13 protein-coding genes are annotated in these 17,043 nt (G+C 62.8%); 8 read left to right on the forward strand and 5 right to left on the reverse strand.

Going from position 1 to position 17,043, the window contains the following annotated elements; genetic code table 11:
• Positions 1-32 precede the first annotated feature (32 nt).
• Together HGO38_RS27265 and HGO38_RS27270 are read left to right on the forward strand one after the other, a co-directional pair.
• A complete protein-coding gene (locus tag HGO38_RS27265) occupies positions 33-1,412 on the forward strand; it encodes an aminotransferase class I/II-fold pyridoxal phosphate-dependent enzyme (RefSeq protein ID WP_250958959.1) in 1,380 nt (459 codons plus the stop codon).
• Between the two features lie 60 nt (positions 1,413-1,472).
• Positions 1,473-2,270, forward strand: coding sequence for an SDR family NAD(P)-dependent oxidoreductase (locus HGO38_RS27270; protein WP_250958960.1), 798 nt, complete (start codon positions 1,473-1,475; stop codon positions 2,268-2,270).
• On the opposite strand, the gene HGO38_RS27275 is transcribed toward HGO38_RS27270, so the two are convergent.
• Complete coding sequence (locus HGO38_RS27275; RefSeq protein ID WP_250958961.1) at positions 2,224-3,537, reverse strand: capsule polysaccharide biogenesis protein; 1,314 nt, start codon at positions 3,535-3,537, stop codon at positions 2,224-2,226. The two genes, HGO38_RS27270 and HGO38_RS27275, sit on opposite strands and share 47 nt — an antisense overlap.
• 301 nt (positions 3,538-3,838) lie before the next feature.
• On the opposite strand from HGO38_RS27275, the gene HGO38_RS27280 reads away from it, so the two are divergent.
• Together HGO38_RS27280 and HGO38_RS27285 are read left to right on the forward strand one after the other, a co-directional pair.
• Positions 3,839-5,026 carry a capsule polysaccharide biogenesis protein gene (locus HGO38_RS27280; protein ID WP_250958962.1) on the forward strand — a complete coding sequence of 396 codons (1,188 nt, stop codon included), beginning with the start codon at positions 3,839-3,841 and terminating at the stop codon, positions 5,024-5,026.
• Positions 5,027-5,162: 136 nt separating this feature from the next.
• Complete coding sequence (locus HGO38_RS27285) at positions 5,163-6,329, forward strand: polysaccharide biosynthesis/export family protein (protein ID WP_250958963.1); 1,167 nt, start codon at positions 5,163-5,165, stop codon at positions 6,327-6,329.
• Between the two features lie 79 nt (positions 6,330-6,408).
• Here HGO38_RS27285 and purH read toward each other — a convergent pair whose 3' ends face one another.
• From purH to htpX, 4 genes are all read right to left on the reverse strand, one after another.
• Positions 6,409-8,025 (reverse strand): bifunctional phosphoribosylaminoimidazolecarboxamide formyltransferase/IMP cyclohydrolase, encoded by a 1,617-nt coding sequence (gene purH, locus HGO38_RS27290; RefSeq protein WP_250958964.1) that lies wholly within the window; start codon positions 8,023-8,025, stop codon positions 6,409-6,411.
• Between the two features lie 183 nt (positions 8,026-8,208).
• Positions 8,209-9,885: a heparinase II/III family protein gene (locus HGO38_RS27295; protein ID WP_250958965.1), complete on the reverse strand. Its 1,677-nt coding sequence runs from the start codon at positions 9,883-9,885 to the stop codon at positions 8,209-8,211.
• A gap of 215 nt (positions 9,886-10,100) precedes the next feature.
• Positions 10,101-11,507 carry an RsmB/NOP family class I SAM-dependent RNA methyltransferase gene (locus HGO38_RS27300; RefSeq protein ID WP_502941646.1) on the reverse strand — a complete coding sequence of 469 codons (1,407 nt, stop codon included), beginning with the start codon at positions 11,505-11,507 and terminating at the stop codon, positions 10,101-10,103.
• On the reverse strand, positions 11,498-12,460 hold the full coding sequence (gene htpX / locus HGO38_RS27305) for a zinc metalloprotease HtpX (protein WP_250958967.1): 963 nt from the start codon (positions 12,458-12,460) through the stop codon (positions 11,498-11,500). Before htpX ends, HGO38_RS27300 begins: the two co-directional genes overlap by 10 nt.
• A gap of 80 nt (positions 12,461-12,540) precedes the next feature.
• Between htpX and HGO38_RS27310 the strand changes: the two genes are divergently transcribed.
• From HGO38_RS27310 to HGO38_RS27325, 4 genes are all read left to right on the forward strand, one after another.
• A complete protein-coding gene (locus HGO38_RS27310; RefSeq protein WP_502941647.1) occupies positions 12,541-12,813 on the forward strand; it encodes a DUF1674 domain-containing protein in 273 nt (90 codons plus the stop codon).
• A gap of 134 nt (positions 12,814-12,947) precedes the next feature.
• Entirely contained in the window at positions 12,948-14,390 is a 1,443-nt protein-coding gene (locus tag HGO38_RS27315; protein WP_502941644.1) for a murein hydrolase activator EnvC family protein, read from the forward strand.
• Complete coding sequence (locus HGO38_RS27320) at positions 14,380-15,702, forward strand: S41 family peptidase (protein ID WP_250958968.1); 1,323 nt, start codon at positions 14,380-14,382, stop codon at positions 15,700-15,702. Before HGO38_RS27315 ends, HGO38_RS27320 begins: the two co-directional genes overlap by 11 nt.
• A gap of 137 nt (positions 15,703-15,839) precedes the next feature.
• Positions 15,840-17,039, forward strand: coding sequence for a divergent polysaccharide deacetylase family protein (locus tag HGO38_RS27325; protein WP_250958969.1), 1,200 nt, complete (start codon positions 15,840-15,842; stop codon positions 17,037-17,039).
• The last annotated feature ends 4 nt before the right edge of the window (positions 17,040-17,043 follow it).

The following is a 17,043-nucleotide window of genomic DNA, read 5'->3' on the forward strand; positions in this document are numbered from 1 at the left end:
GTGACCCGATACCGCATTGGAGTACGCAGCCTATGAACGAGAACAAGCGGCAGGATCTTCTGAACCGGATGCGCGGCCTGCAGAAGGACGTTGAACGCGGCCGCGTCGTGCGCAGCGAACAGGCTGCAACGCAGACATTCGTTCGGAGCCAGCCGGCCTTTACCGACCTTGCCGAATACAAGCAGGTCGCCATGCAGCAGTTTGCCAGCCAGCAGCTCGGCATGGAGAACCCGTTCTATAGGGCCCATGAAGGAGCGAGCGGCGCCACGGCGCAGATCGGCGGAAAAAGCTTCGACAACTTTGCGTCCTACGACTATCTCGGGCTCAATCAGCATCCCCGCGTCATCGCTCATGCCAGCAAGGCGCTGGCCGATTTCGGCGTGTCGGCGTCGGCAAGCCGCGTGGTCGCCGGCGAACGCACCATTCATGGCGAGCTCGAAGCGTCGCTTGCCGAGATCTACCAGACGGAAGCCGCCGTCTGTTTCGTCAGCGGCTACTTGACCAATGTTGCAGCGATTGGCTGTCTCATGGGTCCGAAGGACCTGGTGATCCATGACGAGTTCATCCATAACAGCGCCCTGACCGGCATCAAGCTGTCGGGTGCCAACCGGCGCTTCTTCAAGCACAATGATTGCGCCGATCTGGAGCGCATCCTGCTGTCGCTTGCCGGCGACTATGAACGGATCCTGGTGATCAGCGAAGGCATCTATTCGATGGACGGCGACATCGCCGACCTGCCGGGCCTTCTGCGCCTGAAAAAGCAGTTCAATTTCTGGCTGATGATGGACGAGGCCCATTCTCTCGGCGTTTTGGGCGACACCGGCCGCGGCATTTTCGAGCATTACGATGTTGCCTCCAGCGAAGTCGATATCTGGATGGGCACGCTGTCCAAGACCACCTGCAGCTGCGGCGGCTACATTGCCGGCAGCAAGGCGCTGATCACCCTGTTGAAGGCGCAAGCCGGCGGCTTCGTCTACAGCGTCGGCCTTGCCCCGGCGCTTGCGGCCGCGGCAATCGCCAGCCTCGACATCCTGCGCGAAGAACCCCGCCGCACCCATGCCCTGCGTCGCAACAGCCAGTCCTTCCTGGAACATGCCAAAGAGCGCGGTCTGGATACCGGCCTCAGCGAGGGTTATTCGGTCGTGCCGGTCCTGGTGGCCGATTCGCTGCGCTCGGTGCAGCTTTCCAATGAACTCTTCGCCGCCGGCGTCAATGTCCTGCCGATCATCTATCCGGCCGTGCCGGAAGGGCTGGCGCGCCTGCGCTTCTTTATCACCAGCGCCCATACCGAAGAGCAGATCAAGCGGACCGTCGACCTGACAGCAGAAATCCTCGGGCGGCTGAAGGAACAGAACTTTGGCATCGGCTCCATGGATGTGAAGCTGGTCATGGCGCAGCTTGCCAAGCTCTAGCGCGCTTTCTGCCGCCATAGGGACAGGCAAGGGTTGGGCAATCGCGGAAGGCAGGCGGGCTTGACCGGCAGTCACGTCATCATATCAGGCGGTTCCAGCGGCATTGGCCTGGCGCTGGCGGCGATCTATCTCAGCAACGGCAACCGCGTCACGCTGATCGGCCGCTCGGCGGAACGGCTGCGGAATGCAGCCGATCGCTTGCAGGCGACCCAGGCATCGAGCGCGGCTCGCCTCCACCTTAAAGCCGTCGATGTCTCGGATGCCGCAGCTTTGGCCACGGCGATCCACGACGCCGAAGCGGCTTTCGGCCCCTGCGATATCCTGATCACATCGGCAGGCATAGTGACGCCCGGTTTCCTGGAGACTTTGGACGCCCACGCCGCGCGCGAGCAGATCGACACCAACCTGATCGGCACGATCAATGCGACGCAGGCCGTCTACGCCGGGATGCGGCAACGCGGCAGGGGCACGATTCTGTTGGTATCATCGGCCGCTGCCTTGATCGGCATTCCGGGCTATGCCACCTATTGCGCCTCGAAAGCCGGCCTGACGGGCTTTGCCGAGGCCCTGCGCATGGAGGCGGAGCCGGCCGGCATTCATGTGGCGATCTGCTACCCACCCGACACCGACACGCCGCAACTGGCTGGCGAACTGGCGCATCGCCCGCCGGAAGCCGAAATCATCATGGGACATGTCAAGCCGTGGCCTGCAGACAAGGTCGCCGCGCGCATCGTAAGAGGTCTCGATCAAGGTCGGCACGAGATCTTTTTCGGCCTGACCCTGCATCTGCTCGCCCGCTTCGGCTCGCTGGTCAAACCGATCCTGACCTGGTGGTTCCTGCGCCGGATGCGTCGATAGACAGTTCCGCTTCGTAGCGGAAATGCGAGCGATCCGGCGGGCTGTCGACGGGTAACAGGTCCACCTCCTCGAACAGCCGCTGCGCCATCGCGTCGGCACCGGTCTGCATCGCTTCTCGGCCGATCAAGCCGCCGCGCACCTGGATGGTTCTCGCCATGGCCCTGACCAGCACTGACGGCATGTCCGGTTCGGGCGGCGTCGGCGCCTGCCAGAAGCTGGCAAGGCTTGCGTGATGGGTGAGCCCCGCCACATCATAGACCGCCGGCGCCAGCGCGATCACTGGCTTGTGCGCCAGAAGCGCCGTCAGGCCGACCGTCGAATTGACCGTCACGACGCCGACGGAGCGGGCAATCAAGCTATCGAGATCACCGCCGTCGATCAGGTCGATCCGGCCCTCGACGCCATGATGCCGCGCCAGTTGGCCGATCCGTGTGCTCCATCGGCTGAGACCGTTGTCGATCGGGTGAACCTTGAACAGCAGTCGCGTTGTCAGCGGGGCATGGCGGGCGAAAGAACCGATCACGGCGGCGACCAGCTTGAAAAGATCGCCCATCGGGGCATGGACGCGGATCTGGTAATCGCCCGGCAGTTGCAGCGGAAACAGGAAGAAATCAGGCGATCCGGCGCGATAACGCTGTTCCACGCGCCGGGCCGACCGACTGCGCCAGGGCACGGTGAGGGCCTTGCCAATCCAGCCCGCATATTCGACCAGCGGATGCACCGCGCCATGGGCGCGATAATGCGGATGAACCAGCCAGCCGAGCATGACATTCGGAATGTGGAAGGCCAGATCGTAAAGGGCATAGGTGAGGAAGCTGCTGGCAAAGCGCTTGTCGACCGGCGGGTCCGCCTGCCCCTCGGCCAGCGTTCGGATGCTGGTCGCATCGGCCGGAAAGCACGACTTGCTCGACATCCCGAAGGGCTCGAGCGTCAGCCAGTCCGGACGCAGGTAGCCGTGCTCGAAAATATGCGCCTTGATCCTGAGATGCCGGGCAACCGCCACGGCCGCGGCATGCCTTGGCCGCCCGTCTCCCAGCATGACGATGTCCGTGACGCCGTTCTCGGTCACGTAGCGCGTGAGGAAATCCGGCCACTCGGCCGGCCGGCCGGTAAACCAGTCGGCCTTGCGCGGCCACCAGAAGCCGGCATCACCCAGACAGAAATGGATCTTCAGGACCTTGGCGCCGCGCCGCTCGGCCGCCCGGGCCAGGTCCTTTAGGAAGGGGGAAGCCGGTCCTTGCAGGAAAAGAAGGGTCAAATGCCGCATCCCACACACTTATATTCTTGTTCATCGGTTACCAGCCTTCTATACTGAAAACATCGGTGACTGGAACCATTTACCCAGTCTCGACGAGAGGGGCCAATCTGGCCGGAAAGCCATTGCTTGGCTCTCGTCGGGACTTGCCATGAGTTCCCCTTTGGACAGAATGTTGCATGCGTGAATGTTCCATGAAATCGGGAAGCTCCGTATAATGGGGCCTTCCTCGCCTGACCGATCGATTCTTTTCCTGCAAGGCCCTCCCTCAACATTCTGGCGACAACTGTCGGACGCCTTTGAGGCGAGCGGCGTGGCGACCCACAGGGTCAATTTCTCCCTCGGCGACCGGCTCTACTGGCAAAAGCCCGGCGCGCTGAATTTTCGCGGCTCCATCGCCCGCTGGCCCGACTATCTGAAGGCGCTGATCGAACGCGAGAACGTCTCCGATATTCTCTATTATGCCGACCAGTTGCCCTACCATCGCATCGCCTATGACGTCGCGCAGCAGCTTGGTATCCGCTGTCATGCCGTCGAATTCGGCTATCTGCGGCCCGACTGGATCACGCTTGAGCGGGATGGAATGGGCCGTCACTCCCATTTTCCCAACGATCCTGCAACGGTCTCGGCTATCGCCGGCAAGGTGGCCGCGCCGGATCTCGAGGTCAAATATGCCCACACCTTCGGCCAGGAGGCGTTTAATGAGGTTGTCTACAACCTCCTGTCCTTCTTCGGCCGTCCGTTCTATCCGCTCTACAGGGCCGACAAATACTATTCCGCCTTGGTGGACTATCTGCCATGGCTCTGGCGCTCCTTCACAACGCCTTCGGTCCTGCCGGACGATTTTCTCAGCGGCGACCATCCTCCCTTCTATCTGGCAGCCCTGCAACTCCAGAGCGATTACCAGATCAGGGCCAATTCACCCTATCGGCATCTCCGCGAGATGCTGGAAGAGGTGATCGCTTCGTTTGCAGCCTTCGCGCCGAGAAACAGCAACCTGATCTTCAAGCAGCATCCGCTGGACAACGGCCTCGAGCGCTGGGGCCGCAGCATCAGCCGGATTGCCAAGGCGCACGGCGTGGAAGATCGGATCATCTTCATCGAGCACGGCAATCTCAATGCAATTTTGAGACAGGCAAAAGGCGTCATCGTCGTCAATTCGACCGTCGGAATCCACAGCCTGCGCGTCCACAAACCGACCATTGCGCTCGGTTGTGCCATCTACGATGTCCCCGGATTGACCCACCAGACCGGCCTCGACGACTTCTGGGATCACCCCGCACCGGTCGATCTGAAGCTGCTGGAAGACTTCATTACGGCGCTTGCGGCAACCGTTCAGGTGAAGGGCAACTTCTACAATACCGAGGGACGAAAGGTCGCGATCGACGAAATCGTCTCGCGGATCCTGTCCGTCACCGTCAACCAGCCCGATGCTTTCATCCAACCGCCGCCCCGCTTCACCTCTCCCAAAGGACTCGCCAAGCGCATAAATTCGGATTAAGGAGACAGCGGCAAAATCGATGGACACGGAATATGTTAGGTTCGCGATGATATTGTAATTGGTGTGGGTGGAATTTGTTATTTTGCCTATGCTATGGAGTGTCCGCCGGCCATGTGCCGGTTGAGGGAGACGAAACTTGAAGCGGTTCATTGTTGCCATCATCTGCGTCGGCCTTGCGGGTTGCGAAGCAGTTCCCGGGGCAGGCCCCCTCGCCTCGTCCATCAATTCACAAGCCGGAAAATCCACAAGCGAACTGAACCACGCCAACGGCACCGTCTTTGATATCATCGATGTCGACGCCAGGGCGGCCCAGATGGTTGCCAATTTTTCGGCAGAAATGCTGAAGCGCCGCTTCGGGATCGGCGGCGGCGCGCAAAGCGCCGTGATCGGCGTCGGCGATCACCTGAAAGTAACCATTTTCGAAGCCGGCGCCGATGGCCTGTTTTCGACATCCGAATCCAAGCAGACCGGCCTCGATGTCGTCGTGCAGCCCGATGGCAAGGCCTCCATTCCCTATGTGGGACTGGTGTCGTTTAACGGGAAAACCCTCGAACAGGCCCGCCAGTCCATCCTCAGCGCTCTGGTCAACAAGGCTGTCGAGCCGGATGTCATCGTCACAAGCGTCAGCACTGAGTCCCGCAAAGTTGCCGTCTCGGGCGCCGTCGGCAGCCCGTCCATGGTGCCGCTCGGTCTTGTCGGCGAAAGAATTACCGAAGTCATCGCCAAGGCTGGCGGACCGAGCAAGGAACCCTACGAGTCCTATGTCACGCTGGTGCGCAACCAGAAGACTGGCACCGTGCTTCTGCAGTCGATCATCCAGAACCCGTCGGAAAACATCTTCGTCGAGCCGAAGGACCAGCTTTTCGTCACCCACGATCCGCGAACCTTCACCGCACTTGGCGAGTTCGGCAAGAATGCCCGCGTTCCCTTTGCAGCCAATGATCTCAACCTGCTTGAGGCCATCGCCCTGGCAGGCGGCGGCAGCGATGACAGCAGCGACGCCAAGGGCTATTTCGTCTTCCGCTATGAAGAGCCCGAAATCGTTGCCGACCTCCTGTCCCCGGATCGCTTCCACGACCTGGTCAGCAAGGGCATGCGGCCGAACAAGGAAGGCCGCTATCCGATCGTCTACCGCTTCGACATGTCTGTCGCCGACAGCCTGATCATCGGCCAGAGCTTCCCGGTCAAGAACCGCGACGTCATCTATGCGTCACGCCATCCGTCGGTCGACATTTCGAAATTCATGAAGGTCATCGCTCAGCCGATCGCGTCGGCACGCCTGGTGGATCAGATCGTACAGTAAGTCAGGACCGGCTTTGCCGGCAGACATCCAATTCCAGGAAGCCCGGAGCGCCCGATCAGCGCTCCGGGCTTTTTTCATGTCAGTGGCGGAAATGCCGGACGCCGGTAAACACCATGGTGACACCATGCTCGTCGGCCGCGGCAATGACGTCTGCATCACGCATGGAACCGCCCGGCTGGATGACGGCCGTGGCTCCCGCGGCGATGGCGGCCAGCAGACCGTCGGCAAACGGATAGAAGGCCTCGGAGGCCACGGCAGAACCGCGTGTCAGCGGCTCGGCAAGCCCCAGCGCCTTGGCCGCATCTTCCGCCTTCATCGCCGCGATCCGAGCGGAATCGACGCGGCTCATCTGGCCGGCGCCGATGCCGGCCGTCTGGCCGTCCTTGGCATAGATCACCGCGTTCGATTTCACATGCTTGGCGATCTTGAAGGCAAACTTCATGTCTTCCAGCTCGGTCGCGGTCGGCGCGCGCTTCGTCACGACCTTGAGATCGAGATCCTCGACCACGACATTGTCGCGTGATTGCACCAGCAGACCGCCGGAGACGGTCTTGGCCGTGATGCCGGGGGCGCGTGGATCGGCAAGGCTTCCCGTTACCAGCAGTCGCAGGTTGGCCTTGCGGGCGATGATCGCCTTTGCCTCATCCGAGACAGCGGGAGCAACGATGACCTCGGTAAAGAGCTTGACAATCTCCTCGGCCGTCTCGGCATCGAGCGTCTGGTTGAGCGCGATGATCCCGCCGAAGGCCGACACCGGATCGCAGGCCAGCGCCCGCTTGTAGGCGTCCAGCAGGCTCGTGCCGGTCGCCACGCCGCAGGGGTTGGCGTGCTTGATGATCGCGCAGGCCGGACCATTCTCGGGCAGAAATTCCGAGACCAGCTCGAAAGCCGCGTCCGTATCGTTGATGTTGTTGTAGGACAACTGCTTGCCCTGCAGCAGTTGCGCCGTCGAGACACCGGGCCGATTGTCGCCGGAGACGTAGAAGCCGGCGCTCTGGTGCGGGTTTTCGCCATAGCGCATCGCTTCCTTCAAGACGCCGCCAACGGTGCGATAGGCCGGCATGTCGATGGCCAGCGCCTCGGCAAACCAGTTGGAGATCGCCGTGTCATAGGCCGCCGTCCGGGCATAGGCCTTGGCGGCGAGCTTCTGGCGGAAGGCATAGCTGGTCTCGCCATGGCCGGCCTGCAATTCCGAAAGCAGTACGGCATAGTCGGCGGGATCGGTCAGGACGGTCACATAGGCATGGTTCTTGGCAGACGCCCGGATCATCGCCGGCCCGCCGATATCGATATTCTCGACCGTCGTCGGATAGTCGCCGCCGGCGGCCCGCACGGCTTCGAACGGATAGAGGTTGATGACGGCGAGATCGATGCTGTCGATCTTATGCTCGGCCATCGCCGCGATATGCTCGGCGTCGTCGCGGATCGCCAGCAGGCCACCATGCACGCCGGGATGCAGGGTCTTCACCCGTCCGTCCATGATCTCAGGAAAACCCGTCACTTCGGACACGTCGACCGCCGGCAGGCCGGCCGCGATGATGGCCTTGTAGGTCCCGCCGGTCGAGATCAGCCGGATGCCCATGTCGCTGAGCGCCCGCGCCAGATCGATGATGCCGTCCTTGTCGGAAACCGACAGCAGCGCCGTGCGGATTTTGACTTTGTCCGGAATGGGGGTTTTCTTGGATACAACGGCCATATGCGCTCGCTCCGATCATCGATGCCTGAGACGCTACCCGCGGGTGACGCCCGGTTCATGCGCCGCCTAGCACAGCTGGCCCGGCGAGGAAACAGGCGCGCGGCGAGAACCCCGATTTTCGGGGAATTGGCGGGTTAAAGACGGTAACAAGAGCCGGATAGCCGACCGGCAACACGGCCTATCTCAAGCCTGCCGGGACAGAAACCACCAGATTTCCGGACTGGAAAAGGCAAGCTCGATCTGCTCCGAGGGCTGGACGCCGGACACCGCAGCAAAGAACACGTCTTCGGCAATTGCCGGTTGGCCGGCCGGCGCCGAAAACACCCAGGTCTCCCCGTCCGGGGCCACCAGCCGCACGCTGTGTTCGTCGAGCGGTATCAGAACGATGGCAGGATGGACATGGAAGCGGGCGACGGCCGGCTCCTTGAGAGCCTTGCTCAAAGGTTCGCCGGAGGCCTGCAGAAACCGATCCCTGCCGACAATCTTGGTTCCCGTGGCATTGATCCGGATTTCCCGCTCATGCAGCAGGCCAAACGGATCGAGATAGCCGTCGTGGATCGCCGACAGATGATCGCTGCCGTCAGTGCCCGTGCCGCGTTTGACATCGACTTTGCCGACCCCGCCGATGATCCGCGGCCCCAGATAGCGCGATCGGGCGATCCGGCTGGACGACATGTCGCCGACGGTGACGGTGGAATGGGCAGCCGTCGCCCGCGCCATCTGCCGTAATTTCTCGCCGGCAAAGCGCGGCGAACCGGAATTGATGATGAATCGATGTTTGCCCGACGACATCTCGAACGACAGCGTGCCGGCATGGGCGGTCTTGGACAGATCGCCGGGCGGCGGCGGGCCGGTATCGACGATCAGGACCGTGCCGCCTGCCGAAAGGCGGTGAAAATGCGTGTGCGGCAAGGCCTTGAACGGCTGGCCGGCGGTCTCGTCATAGCGCAGCACCGACATCAGATCATTGGCAAGTGTCGATGTGGCACCATTGAACAGCGCCAGGGCGCCATCCTGATGCCGGAAGAACCGCAAGGCCGGATACATCCGGTCGATCGCCGGAATCAGCCGGGCCGGCACGTCATGGCCGAGATTGATATAGGTCTGGCGCAGCGGCAGCAGATCGAACAGCAGCTCCAGCGCGGATTGCGGATTGCGCGAGATATGCCCGCCATCGGGCAGAATCTGCCGATCGATTTCCGCATCGAGATGGCGCGACGCGCGCCGGATGCCGCGCGCGCTGGAAAACATCGAGACGGAGGCCATGGCCAGGGCGATCCGGATCCGCAACCGCACCATACCGTCGTCCGAGTGATCGGCAATCCGGTTCAGATAGCGCACCTGGAAGGCCAGGTTCTTCAGGAAGCGGCGATAGAAGCCGCCATCGGCCTCCTGCAGGACGACGGGCGAATGGGACAGCCAGGCGATGATCCGCTGGGCAACGACATCCGTTTCCCAGGCAACCCCGTGGATGCGCCTGCCATGCAGGCCGATCCAGTCGTCGACGATGGCACGGGCATTGGCGCAGGCTGCCGCCGATTTATCGGCCCTTAGATGGCGCAACCAGGCAAAGGAATGCAATCTCATGGCAAAGAGATGGGAGGGAAGCTCAAGAGCGAAGGGCGACTGATCGCCGCATTCCAACACCCGTCCGGCCAGCGGAAAACGCCCGTCGAGGATTTCTTCGGCGACGAAGGGATCGACGACCCGCAGATCCGTCGGCGCAACGATCAGACGGCTGGGGGCACCGCCCGAAAACCGCCAGGCATAGAGACGCCCAACCGCCAAATGTCGGCTAAGCGTCCGCCAGGTTTCCCGGATATAGAGCAGCGGCAGTGTCTGGCGTTCGGTGATTCGCATCGTCGTTCCATGCTGTCGCTGCAGCCGGCTAAGCCGGAGACGGACGAGAGCGAGCAACAGCACAAGTGCCAATCATCGACCCGGTCGAGTGCCCGGCGATAGCCCTGCACACATCCCATCTCCAACAGAGCGAGCCGCCCGCCCGACTGCCAGAAGCGGGTCGGACGTGCGGATTCTCTATTGTCTATAAGTTAACACTTAAGATGAATATTTCATTAAACGCGGCGCAATTGGCAGGCGTAGAAGCCGTCAAGCCCGCCGGCAAAGCCATCATCGGCCGGCAGCATGGCCGGCGTGGTGCGAAATTCGCCCAGTGGCGTGATCGCCGCTTCGAGACCCGGCCAGTCCTGCGCGAGGGCCGCAACGCGCTCGAACTGCGGATTGTCGGCAAGCACGCGAGAAACGACTGCCTCACCTTCCAGCGGATCGAGCGAACAGTTGGAAAACACCACCGAACCGCCCGGCCGGACCAGGGTCAGCGCATGGCGAAGCAGCTTTTCCTGCACTTCGGCCAGCTTTTCGATATCGGCAAGCCCCTTGGTCCATAAGACGTCGGGGTGGCGACGCGTCGTGCCGGTCGAGGAGCACGGCGCATCGAGCAGCACGGCGTCGAACCGCTCGTCAGGTTTGTAGTCAAGCAGATTGGCCTGCACGATCTCCGCGGCATAACCGAGCCTGTCGAGATTGCCCTTGAGCCGCGTGATGCGGCTGGCCGACTGTTCGACGGCGGTGACATTAGCGCCGTGCTGCACGAGCTGCGCCGTCTTGCCGCCGGGTGCGGCGCAAAGGTCGGCGGCGCGCTTGCCGGCAAGGTCGCCGAACATCAGGACCGGAATCGCGGCGGCAGCATCCTGCACCCACCATTCACCCTCCGCAAAACCCTCAAGCGAGGGGATCGAGCCGCGGAAATCGGCAAGCCGGACGCCGCCGGTCGGCAGCAGCTTGCCGTTGAGCTTTTCCGCCCAGAGCTCCGGAGAGGATTTCACCGTCAGGTCGATGGCGGCCGGCACCATCTGGGCGGCGGCCATCTTTTCCGCTTGCTCCTGGCCATAGGCCTTCACCAGCCGGCTGAAGAACCAGTGCGGCATGCAAACAACGGACGAAACCTGCTGAAGCAGCGCCTGCTTTTCCCGCCCGAGACGGCGAAGAACGGCATTGACCACTTTGGCAAAGCGCCGGTTGCGCGGATCGCGATTAGCCTGTTCCACGGCAAGGTCGACCGCCGAGTGATCCGGGACGTCGAGAAACAGCATCTGCGCGGCGGCCACCACCATCAGATGATGCAGGGCGCGTGCGCCATCCGGCAGCGGCGCATCGAGCAGCATGTCGAGAATGGCATCGATGCGCGGCAGAGCACGCAGCGCGCTGTGCAAAATGGCCCGCACCAGGGCGCGGTCGGCATCACCGAGCGCCCGATAGGCCGCATTGCCGGTCTGGGCGTCCATCATGCCGTCGAGAGGGGTCTTCCGGTCGACGACGGCCGCCAGCAGCTTGGCAGCAGTCATTCTGGCTTCAAGGCCCGGCTTCATGTCATAGGTGTCGGCATCGCCGAACCCTCTGCCATGGCGCTGAGCGCCTTTTCTGCCCGAATTGTTCTTACCGGATGTCTCGTTCAATCCCAGGGTCCCTTTGGCGGTTGCGAACCACCGCGTCCCCAGCCGGAATCCGGAACGGAGCGCGATTTGCGCCGGGGCATATCAGGCTGCGGGGCATCCGTCGACCTTGGCTGTGTCGGGACCGACATTTGCTGGAGCGCTGCAATGCGGTTTTCGGTATTCGGATGGGTCGAAAACAGATTGTCCATGCGCTCGCCGCTCAGCGGATTGATGATGAACATATGGGCCGTAGCCGGATTGCGCTCGGCATCGGGATTGTGCACCACCGCCGCTTCCCCGGCAATCTTCTGGAGGGCCGAGGCCAGCCACAGCGGATTGCCGCAAATTTCCGCGCCGCGCCGGTCGGCGGCATATTCCCGGGTCCGGCTGATCGCCATCTGCACCAGCATGGCCGCGAACGGTGCCACGACCATCGCCACCAGGATGCCGATAATGCCGAAGCCGCCATTGTTGCCGTCTCGCCGCCCGCCAAACAGGAAGGCGAAATTGCCAAGCATCGAGATCGCCCCGGCAAAGGTTGCGGTGATCGTCATGATCAGCGTGTCGCGGTTTTCGACATGGGCGAGCTCGTGGGCCATCACGGCGGCCACTTCCTGCGGCGTCAGCTTGCGCAGCAGCCCGGTCGATGCCGCAACGGCAGCATTCTGCGGATTGCGGCCCGTTGCGAACGCATTGGGCTGCGGGCTGTCGAAGATGTAGACCTTCGGCATCGGCAGGCCGGCATTGCGGGCCAGGTCACGAATCGTCGCATAGAACTCGGGCGCGTTGCTTTCGTCGACTTCCTGCGCATGATAGGTCGACAGGACCATGCGGTCGGAATTCCAGTAGGAGAAGAAATTCATCCCCGCGGCGACGACGAAGGCGATCAGCATGCCGCTCTGGCCGCCGATCAGATATCCGACCCCCATGAACAGTGCTGTCATGAAAGCCAGCAGCATGGCAGTCCGCATGAAGTTCATCATTGTTCTCCGCGTTGAACCGGGCGATGCGGCGACAGGTTTTTCTGGACCGCCGATCCTCTTATGATTTAAAAATAGATATGACATTTTCAATATTCGGCGAAGCGAAAGCGATCATGACCAACGATAATGTCCCTGAAAACGAACGATTGGCAGGTCCAGCGCCCGGCACTGAACCCATTCCACCGCGGCCACCGCTCTCCGCGGCCGCCAGGCGCGCGCTGGCAGAAGCCGAGGAACGGCGCCGGGCAGAGCTCCCAAAAGAGCCGCCGGAGGAAATTGGCGGGCGCGGCGGTGCCGATCCGGCCCGCTTCGGCGACTGGGAAATCAAGGGCAGGGCCATCGATTTTTAAGGCTGTCGCCGGCCAGCGAAGCGCTGGGTAACGGCGGCAGCGATAAATCGGCGAGAGGCAGGCTTTGCTATGCCGGCAAATCAGCTTAGTTTGGCGCGATGGCCACAGGGCGACAGGCCGGATCCAGGAGCACGATGACAAGCAGGGCGAGGAGTTTTGCCGACCGGCGCAAGGCGCACGCCGCCGGCCTGCTGTCGGCAGCCCTGCTGGTACTGGGATCAACCATGATCGCGGCAGACCACGCCGGGGCGCAGGCGCCTGATGCAGCACCCAATGTGCAGCCTGCCGCCCCCGTGCCTGCCGCAGCAGCGCCGGAAGACCCATCAACGGCACTACGAGAAAAGCGCGACGAGGTCGGGCGCGAGTTGCAGGACCTGTCCCAGACCCTGAAGCTCTCCGAACAGAAGGCGACGGAACTGCAGCAGGGCATTGCAGCCCTCGAGAAGACCGCCGGCAGCCTGCGCGAGGCTTTGATCGAATCCGCCACCCGTCGAAAGGATCTGGAAAAGGCGATCGCTGCCAGCGAGACCAAGCTTGCCGAATACGGCCTGCGCGAGGACGGGATCCGCAAGTCCTTCCACGAGCGTCGCGGCACGCTGGCCGAAGTGCTGGCGGCCCTGCAGCGCATGGGACGCAATCCGCCGCCGGCCCTGTTGGTCAGCCCCGACGATGCGCTCGCATCGGTGCGCACCGCCATCCTATTGGGCGCTGTCGTGCCCGGCATCCGCAAGGAAACCGACGAACTGGCCAGCGACCTGCACGATCTGGCCAGCCTCAGGGTGTCGATCCAGTCGGAGAAAACCACGCTGCTCGCCACGCTGCAAAGCCGGCAGGAGGAGGAGCGCCGCATGGATCTGCTGCTTGTCGAGAACGACAAGCTCAGCCGCAAGAGTGCCGCGCAACTGGAAGAGGAGCGCCGGCACTCCGAGGACCTGGCGAAAAAGGCCGTCAGCCTGGAAGGCTTGATCGGCTCGCTCGAAAACGAGATCGCCTCGGTGCGCGAAGCCATGGACGTGGCGCGCCTTGAGGAGGAGAAACGCCGGCAGCAGACCGAGGAACAACGCCAGCGGGCGCGCGATTTGGCCGCGACCACATTGCCCGATAAAAACCGCATTGCGCCAGCATATTCCTTCGCCGAACTGAAGTCCAAACTCGAGCTTCCCGCGGCAGGCGAAATCCTGCGGCGGTTCGGTGATCCGGATGGTACGGGCCATCCCGCAAAGGGCATGGTGATCGCCTCTTCAGCGGGGTCCGTGGTAACTGCGCCGGCCGATGCCATGGTGGTATATGCGGGAGAATTTCGCAGTTATGGCCAGATGGTCATCCTCAATACGGGCGAGGGGTATCATATCGTCCTGTCCGGAATGGACCGCGTCAACACACGGGCAGGCAAATTTGTGCTGTCCGGCGAGCCGATCGCGGTGATGGGCGAAAAAAGAGTGGCGAGCGCGACGGCATTGGCGCTGGAAACGGATCGCCCAACGCTTTACATAGAATTTAGAAAAGACGGCACGTCGGTTGATTCTCGGCCATGGTGGGTCGAACAGAACTCCGGAAAGGTACGCAATGATACGTAGGGCTTCTCTTATGCTCGTCGGGGCGCTGATGGGTGCGACAGCGATGAGCGTTCTTTATTCCGCGGGCATCCCGGCCGAGGCCGCGGGCACGTCAACCTATAAGGAACTGTCGATTTTCGGCGACGTCTTCGAGCGGATCCGCTCGCAATACGTCACGCCGCCGGATGAGGAAAAGTTGGTGGAGAATGCCATCAACGGCATGCTCAGCTCGCTCGATCCCCATTCCAGCTACATGAATGCCAAGGATGCGGCAGACATGCAGACCCAGACCAAGGGTGAATTCGGCGGCATCGGCATCGAAGTCACCATGGAAGACGAACTGGTCAAGGTGATCACGCCGATCGACGACACGCCCGGCGCCCGCGCCGGTATCCTGGCCGGCGACTTCATTTCCGAGATCAATGGCGAGGCCGTTCGCGGCCTGCAGCTTCCCGCCGCGGTCGAAAAGATGCGCGGCGCCGTCAATACGCCGATCAAGCTGACCATCCTGCGCAAGGGCGCCGACAAGCCGATCGACATCACTGTCGTTCGCGAAATCATCCCGATCCGGGCCGTCAAGTCGCGCGTCGAAGGCGATGTCGGCTATCTCCGGGTGATCTCGTTCACCGACAAGACCTATGACGATCTGGAAGCAGCCATCGTCAAGATCAAGGCGGAAGTGCCGGCCGACAAGCTGAAGGGCTACGTGCTCGATCTGCGGCTCAACCCGGGCGGTCTGCTGGACCAGGCGATCTACGTCTCGGACGCCTTCCTCGAACGCGGCGAAGTCGTATCGACCCGCTCGCGCGATCCGGAAGACACCCGCCGCTTCAATGCCAGCGCCGGCGACCTGACAGACGGCAAGCCGCTGATCGTGCTGGTCAACGGCGGATCGGCCTCGGCCTCGGAAATCGTTGCAGGCGCGCTGCAGGACCTGCGTCGCGCCACGGTTCTCGGCACCCGCTCGTTCGGCAAGGGCTCCGTCCAGACCATCATTCCGATGGGCGAAAAGGGTGCGCTGCGCCTGACGACGGCGCTCTATTACACGCCGTCCGGCAAGTCGATCCAGGGCACCGGCATCAAGCCCGACATCATCGTCGAGCAGCCGCTGCCGGAAGAACTGCAGGGTCGCGTCAGGGCTGAAGGCGAATCGGCACTGCCGGGTCACATCCAGGGCCAGAGCGAGACCGACGAGGGCTCCGGCTCCGTCGCCTACGTGCCGCCGGAAGCCAAGGATGACATCCAGCTCAACGAGGCGCTCGACCTGCTGCGCGGTGCCAAGACGGATCCGTCCTTCCCGCCGGACCCGAACAAGGCTGTCGTCGAAAAGTAAGCCGAAAACTTCGGGTGCCGGTTGCAGATGCGGCCGGCACCTTTTTCATGGTCGCTTGGCCACCGTGCGTCGAGCGGAGACAGCATAGGCAGTCCGGCCGGCCAGTACGCGCAGGACGACGGGAACGGATACGGGGCTTGGGCGCAGATCTTCATGCACCACTGGGGCAGAACCGCCGGACTGCGGCTGCCGGATCGCGCCGCATCTCGCCATCCCTGATCAGCGGCATTGTCGCCGTATCGACAATTCTCGGCCTGTCGATCTATGCCTCCGTGATGCCGGAGGCGCTACAAAAGACAGCCTCCCTCCCGCAAACACCGCCCGTCGAGCAGCCGGCCGATAGCGCCGCAGCCGACGGCAATGCGGCGCGCCGCCCAAGCTCTACAGGCCAGCTTTCGGCCCGCGCTCCCCATTCCGGCGCCAATGTGGAGAGCACCACCATGCCCGACGGCAGCGTGGTGACCAAATTCACGCCCCGCCCGCGCGGCGAGACCGGACCGGCGCTGATCGACGCGCCACGCATCGGCCAGGATCCGCGCATGGCGGCCATGCCCAACGAAGACCTGCTGGAGGATACCGTCTACGGACCGATTCCGGTCATCGGGCCGGACGGCCTGCGGCCGGTCGAGCAATATGCAAGACCCTGGTCCGGCGCCCGCGGCACCCGCATCGCCATCGTCGTGAGCGGGCTCGGCCTCAGCCAGACCGGCACGCAGCGCGCCATCAAGCAATTGCCCGAGGAGGTCACGCTCGCCTTTGCCGCCACCGGCAACAGCCTGCAGCGCTGGATGAAGGAGGCACGCAATGCCGGCCACGAGATCCTGCTGCAGATCCCCCTGGAGCCGTTCGATTACCCCGCCAACGACCCCGGCCGTGGCACTTTGCGGGTCGACCACTCCGCCGCCGACAATCTGGACGATCTGCACCAGTCCATGGCGAGCATCACCAATTATACCGGCGTGATGAACTACATGGGCGCGCGCTTCCTCGCCGATGCCGATGCCCTGGACCCCGTGATGCGCGACATTGCCGACCGCGGCCTGCTGTTTCTGGACGACGGCTCGTCGGCCCAGTCGCTGGTCGGCCAATATGCCAAGACGCTGGACATGCCCCATGCCTTCGCCGACATGCAACTGGACGACCAACTGGACGAGCGGGCGATCCTGACCCGGCTCGACGAGTTGGAGCGCATCGCCCGCAAGAACGGCACGGCCATCGGCACGGCCTCGGCCTTTGACGAGAGCATTGCGGCAATCCGAAAATGGAGCGAAGAAGCCACCCTGCGCGGCATCGAGATCGTAGGCGTCTCGGCCATCGCCACCGACATGCAACGGTAAGGAC

Source organism: Rhizobium sp. CG5 (assembly GCF_023701945.1).
Classification (GTDB): Bacteria; Pseudomonadota; Alphaproteobacteria; order Rhizobiales; family Rhizobiaceae; genus Allorhizobium.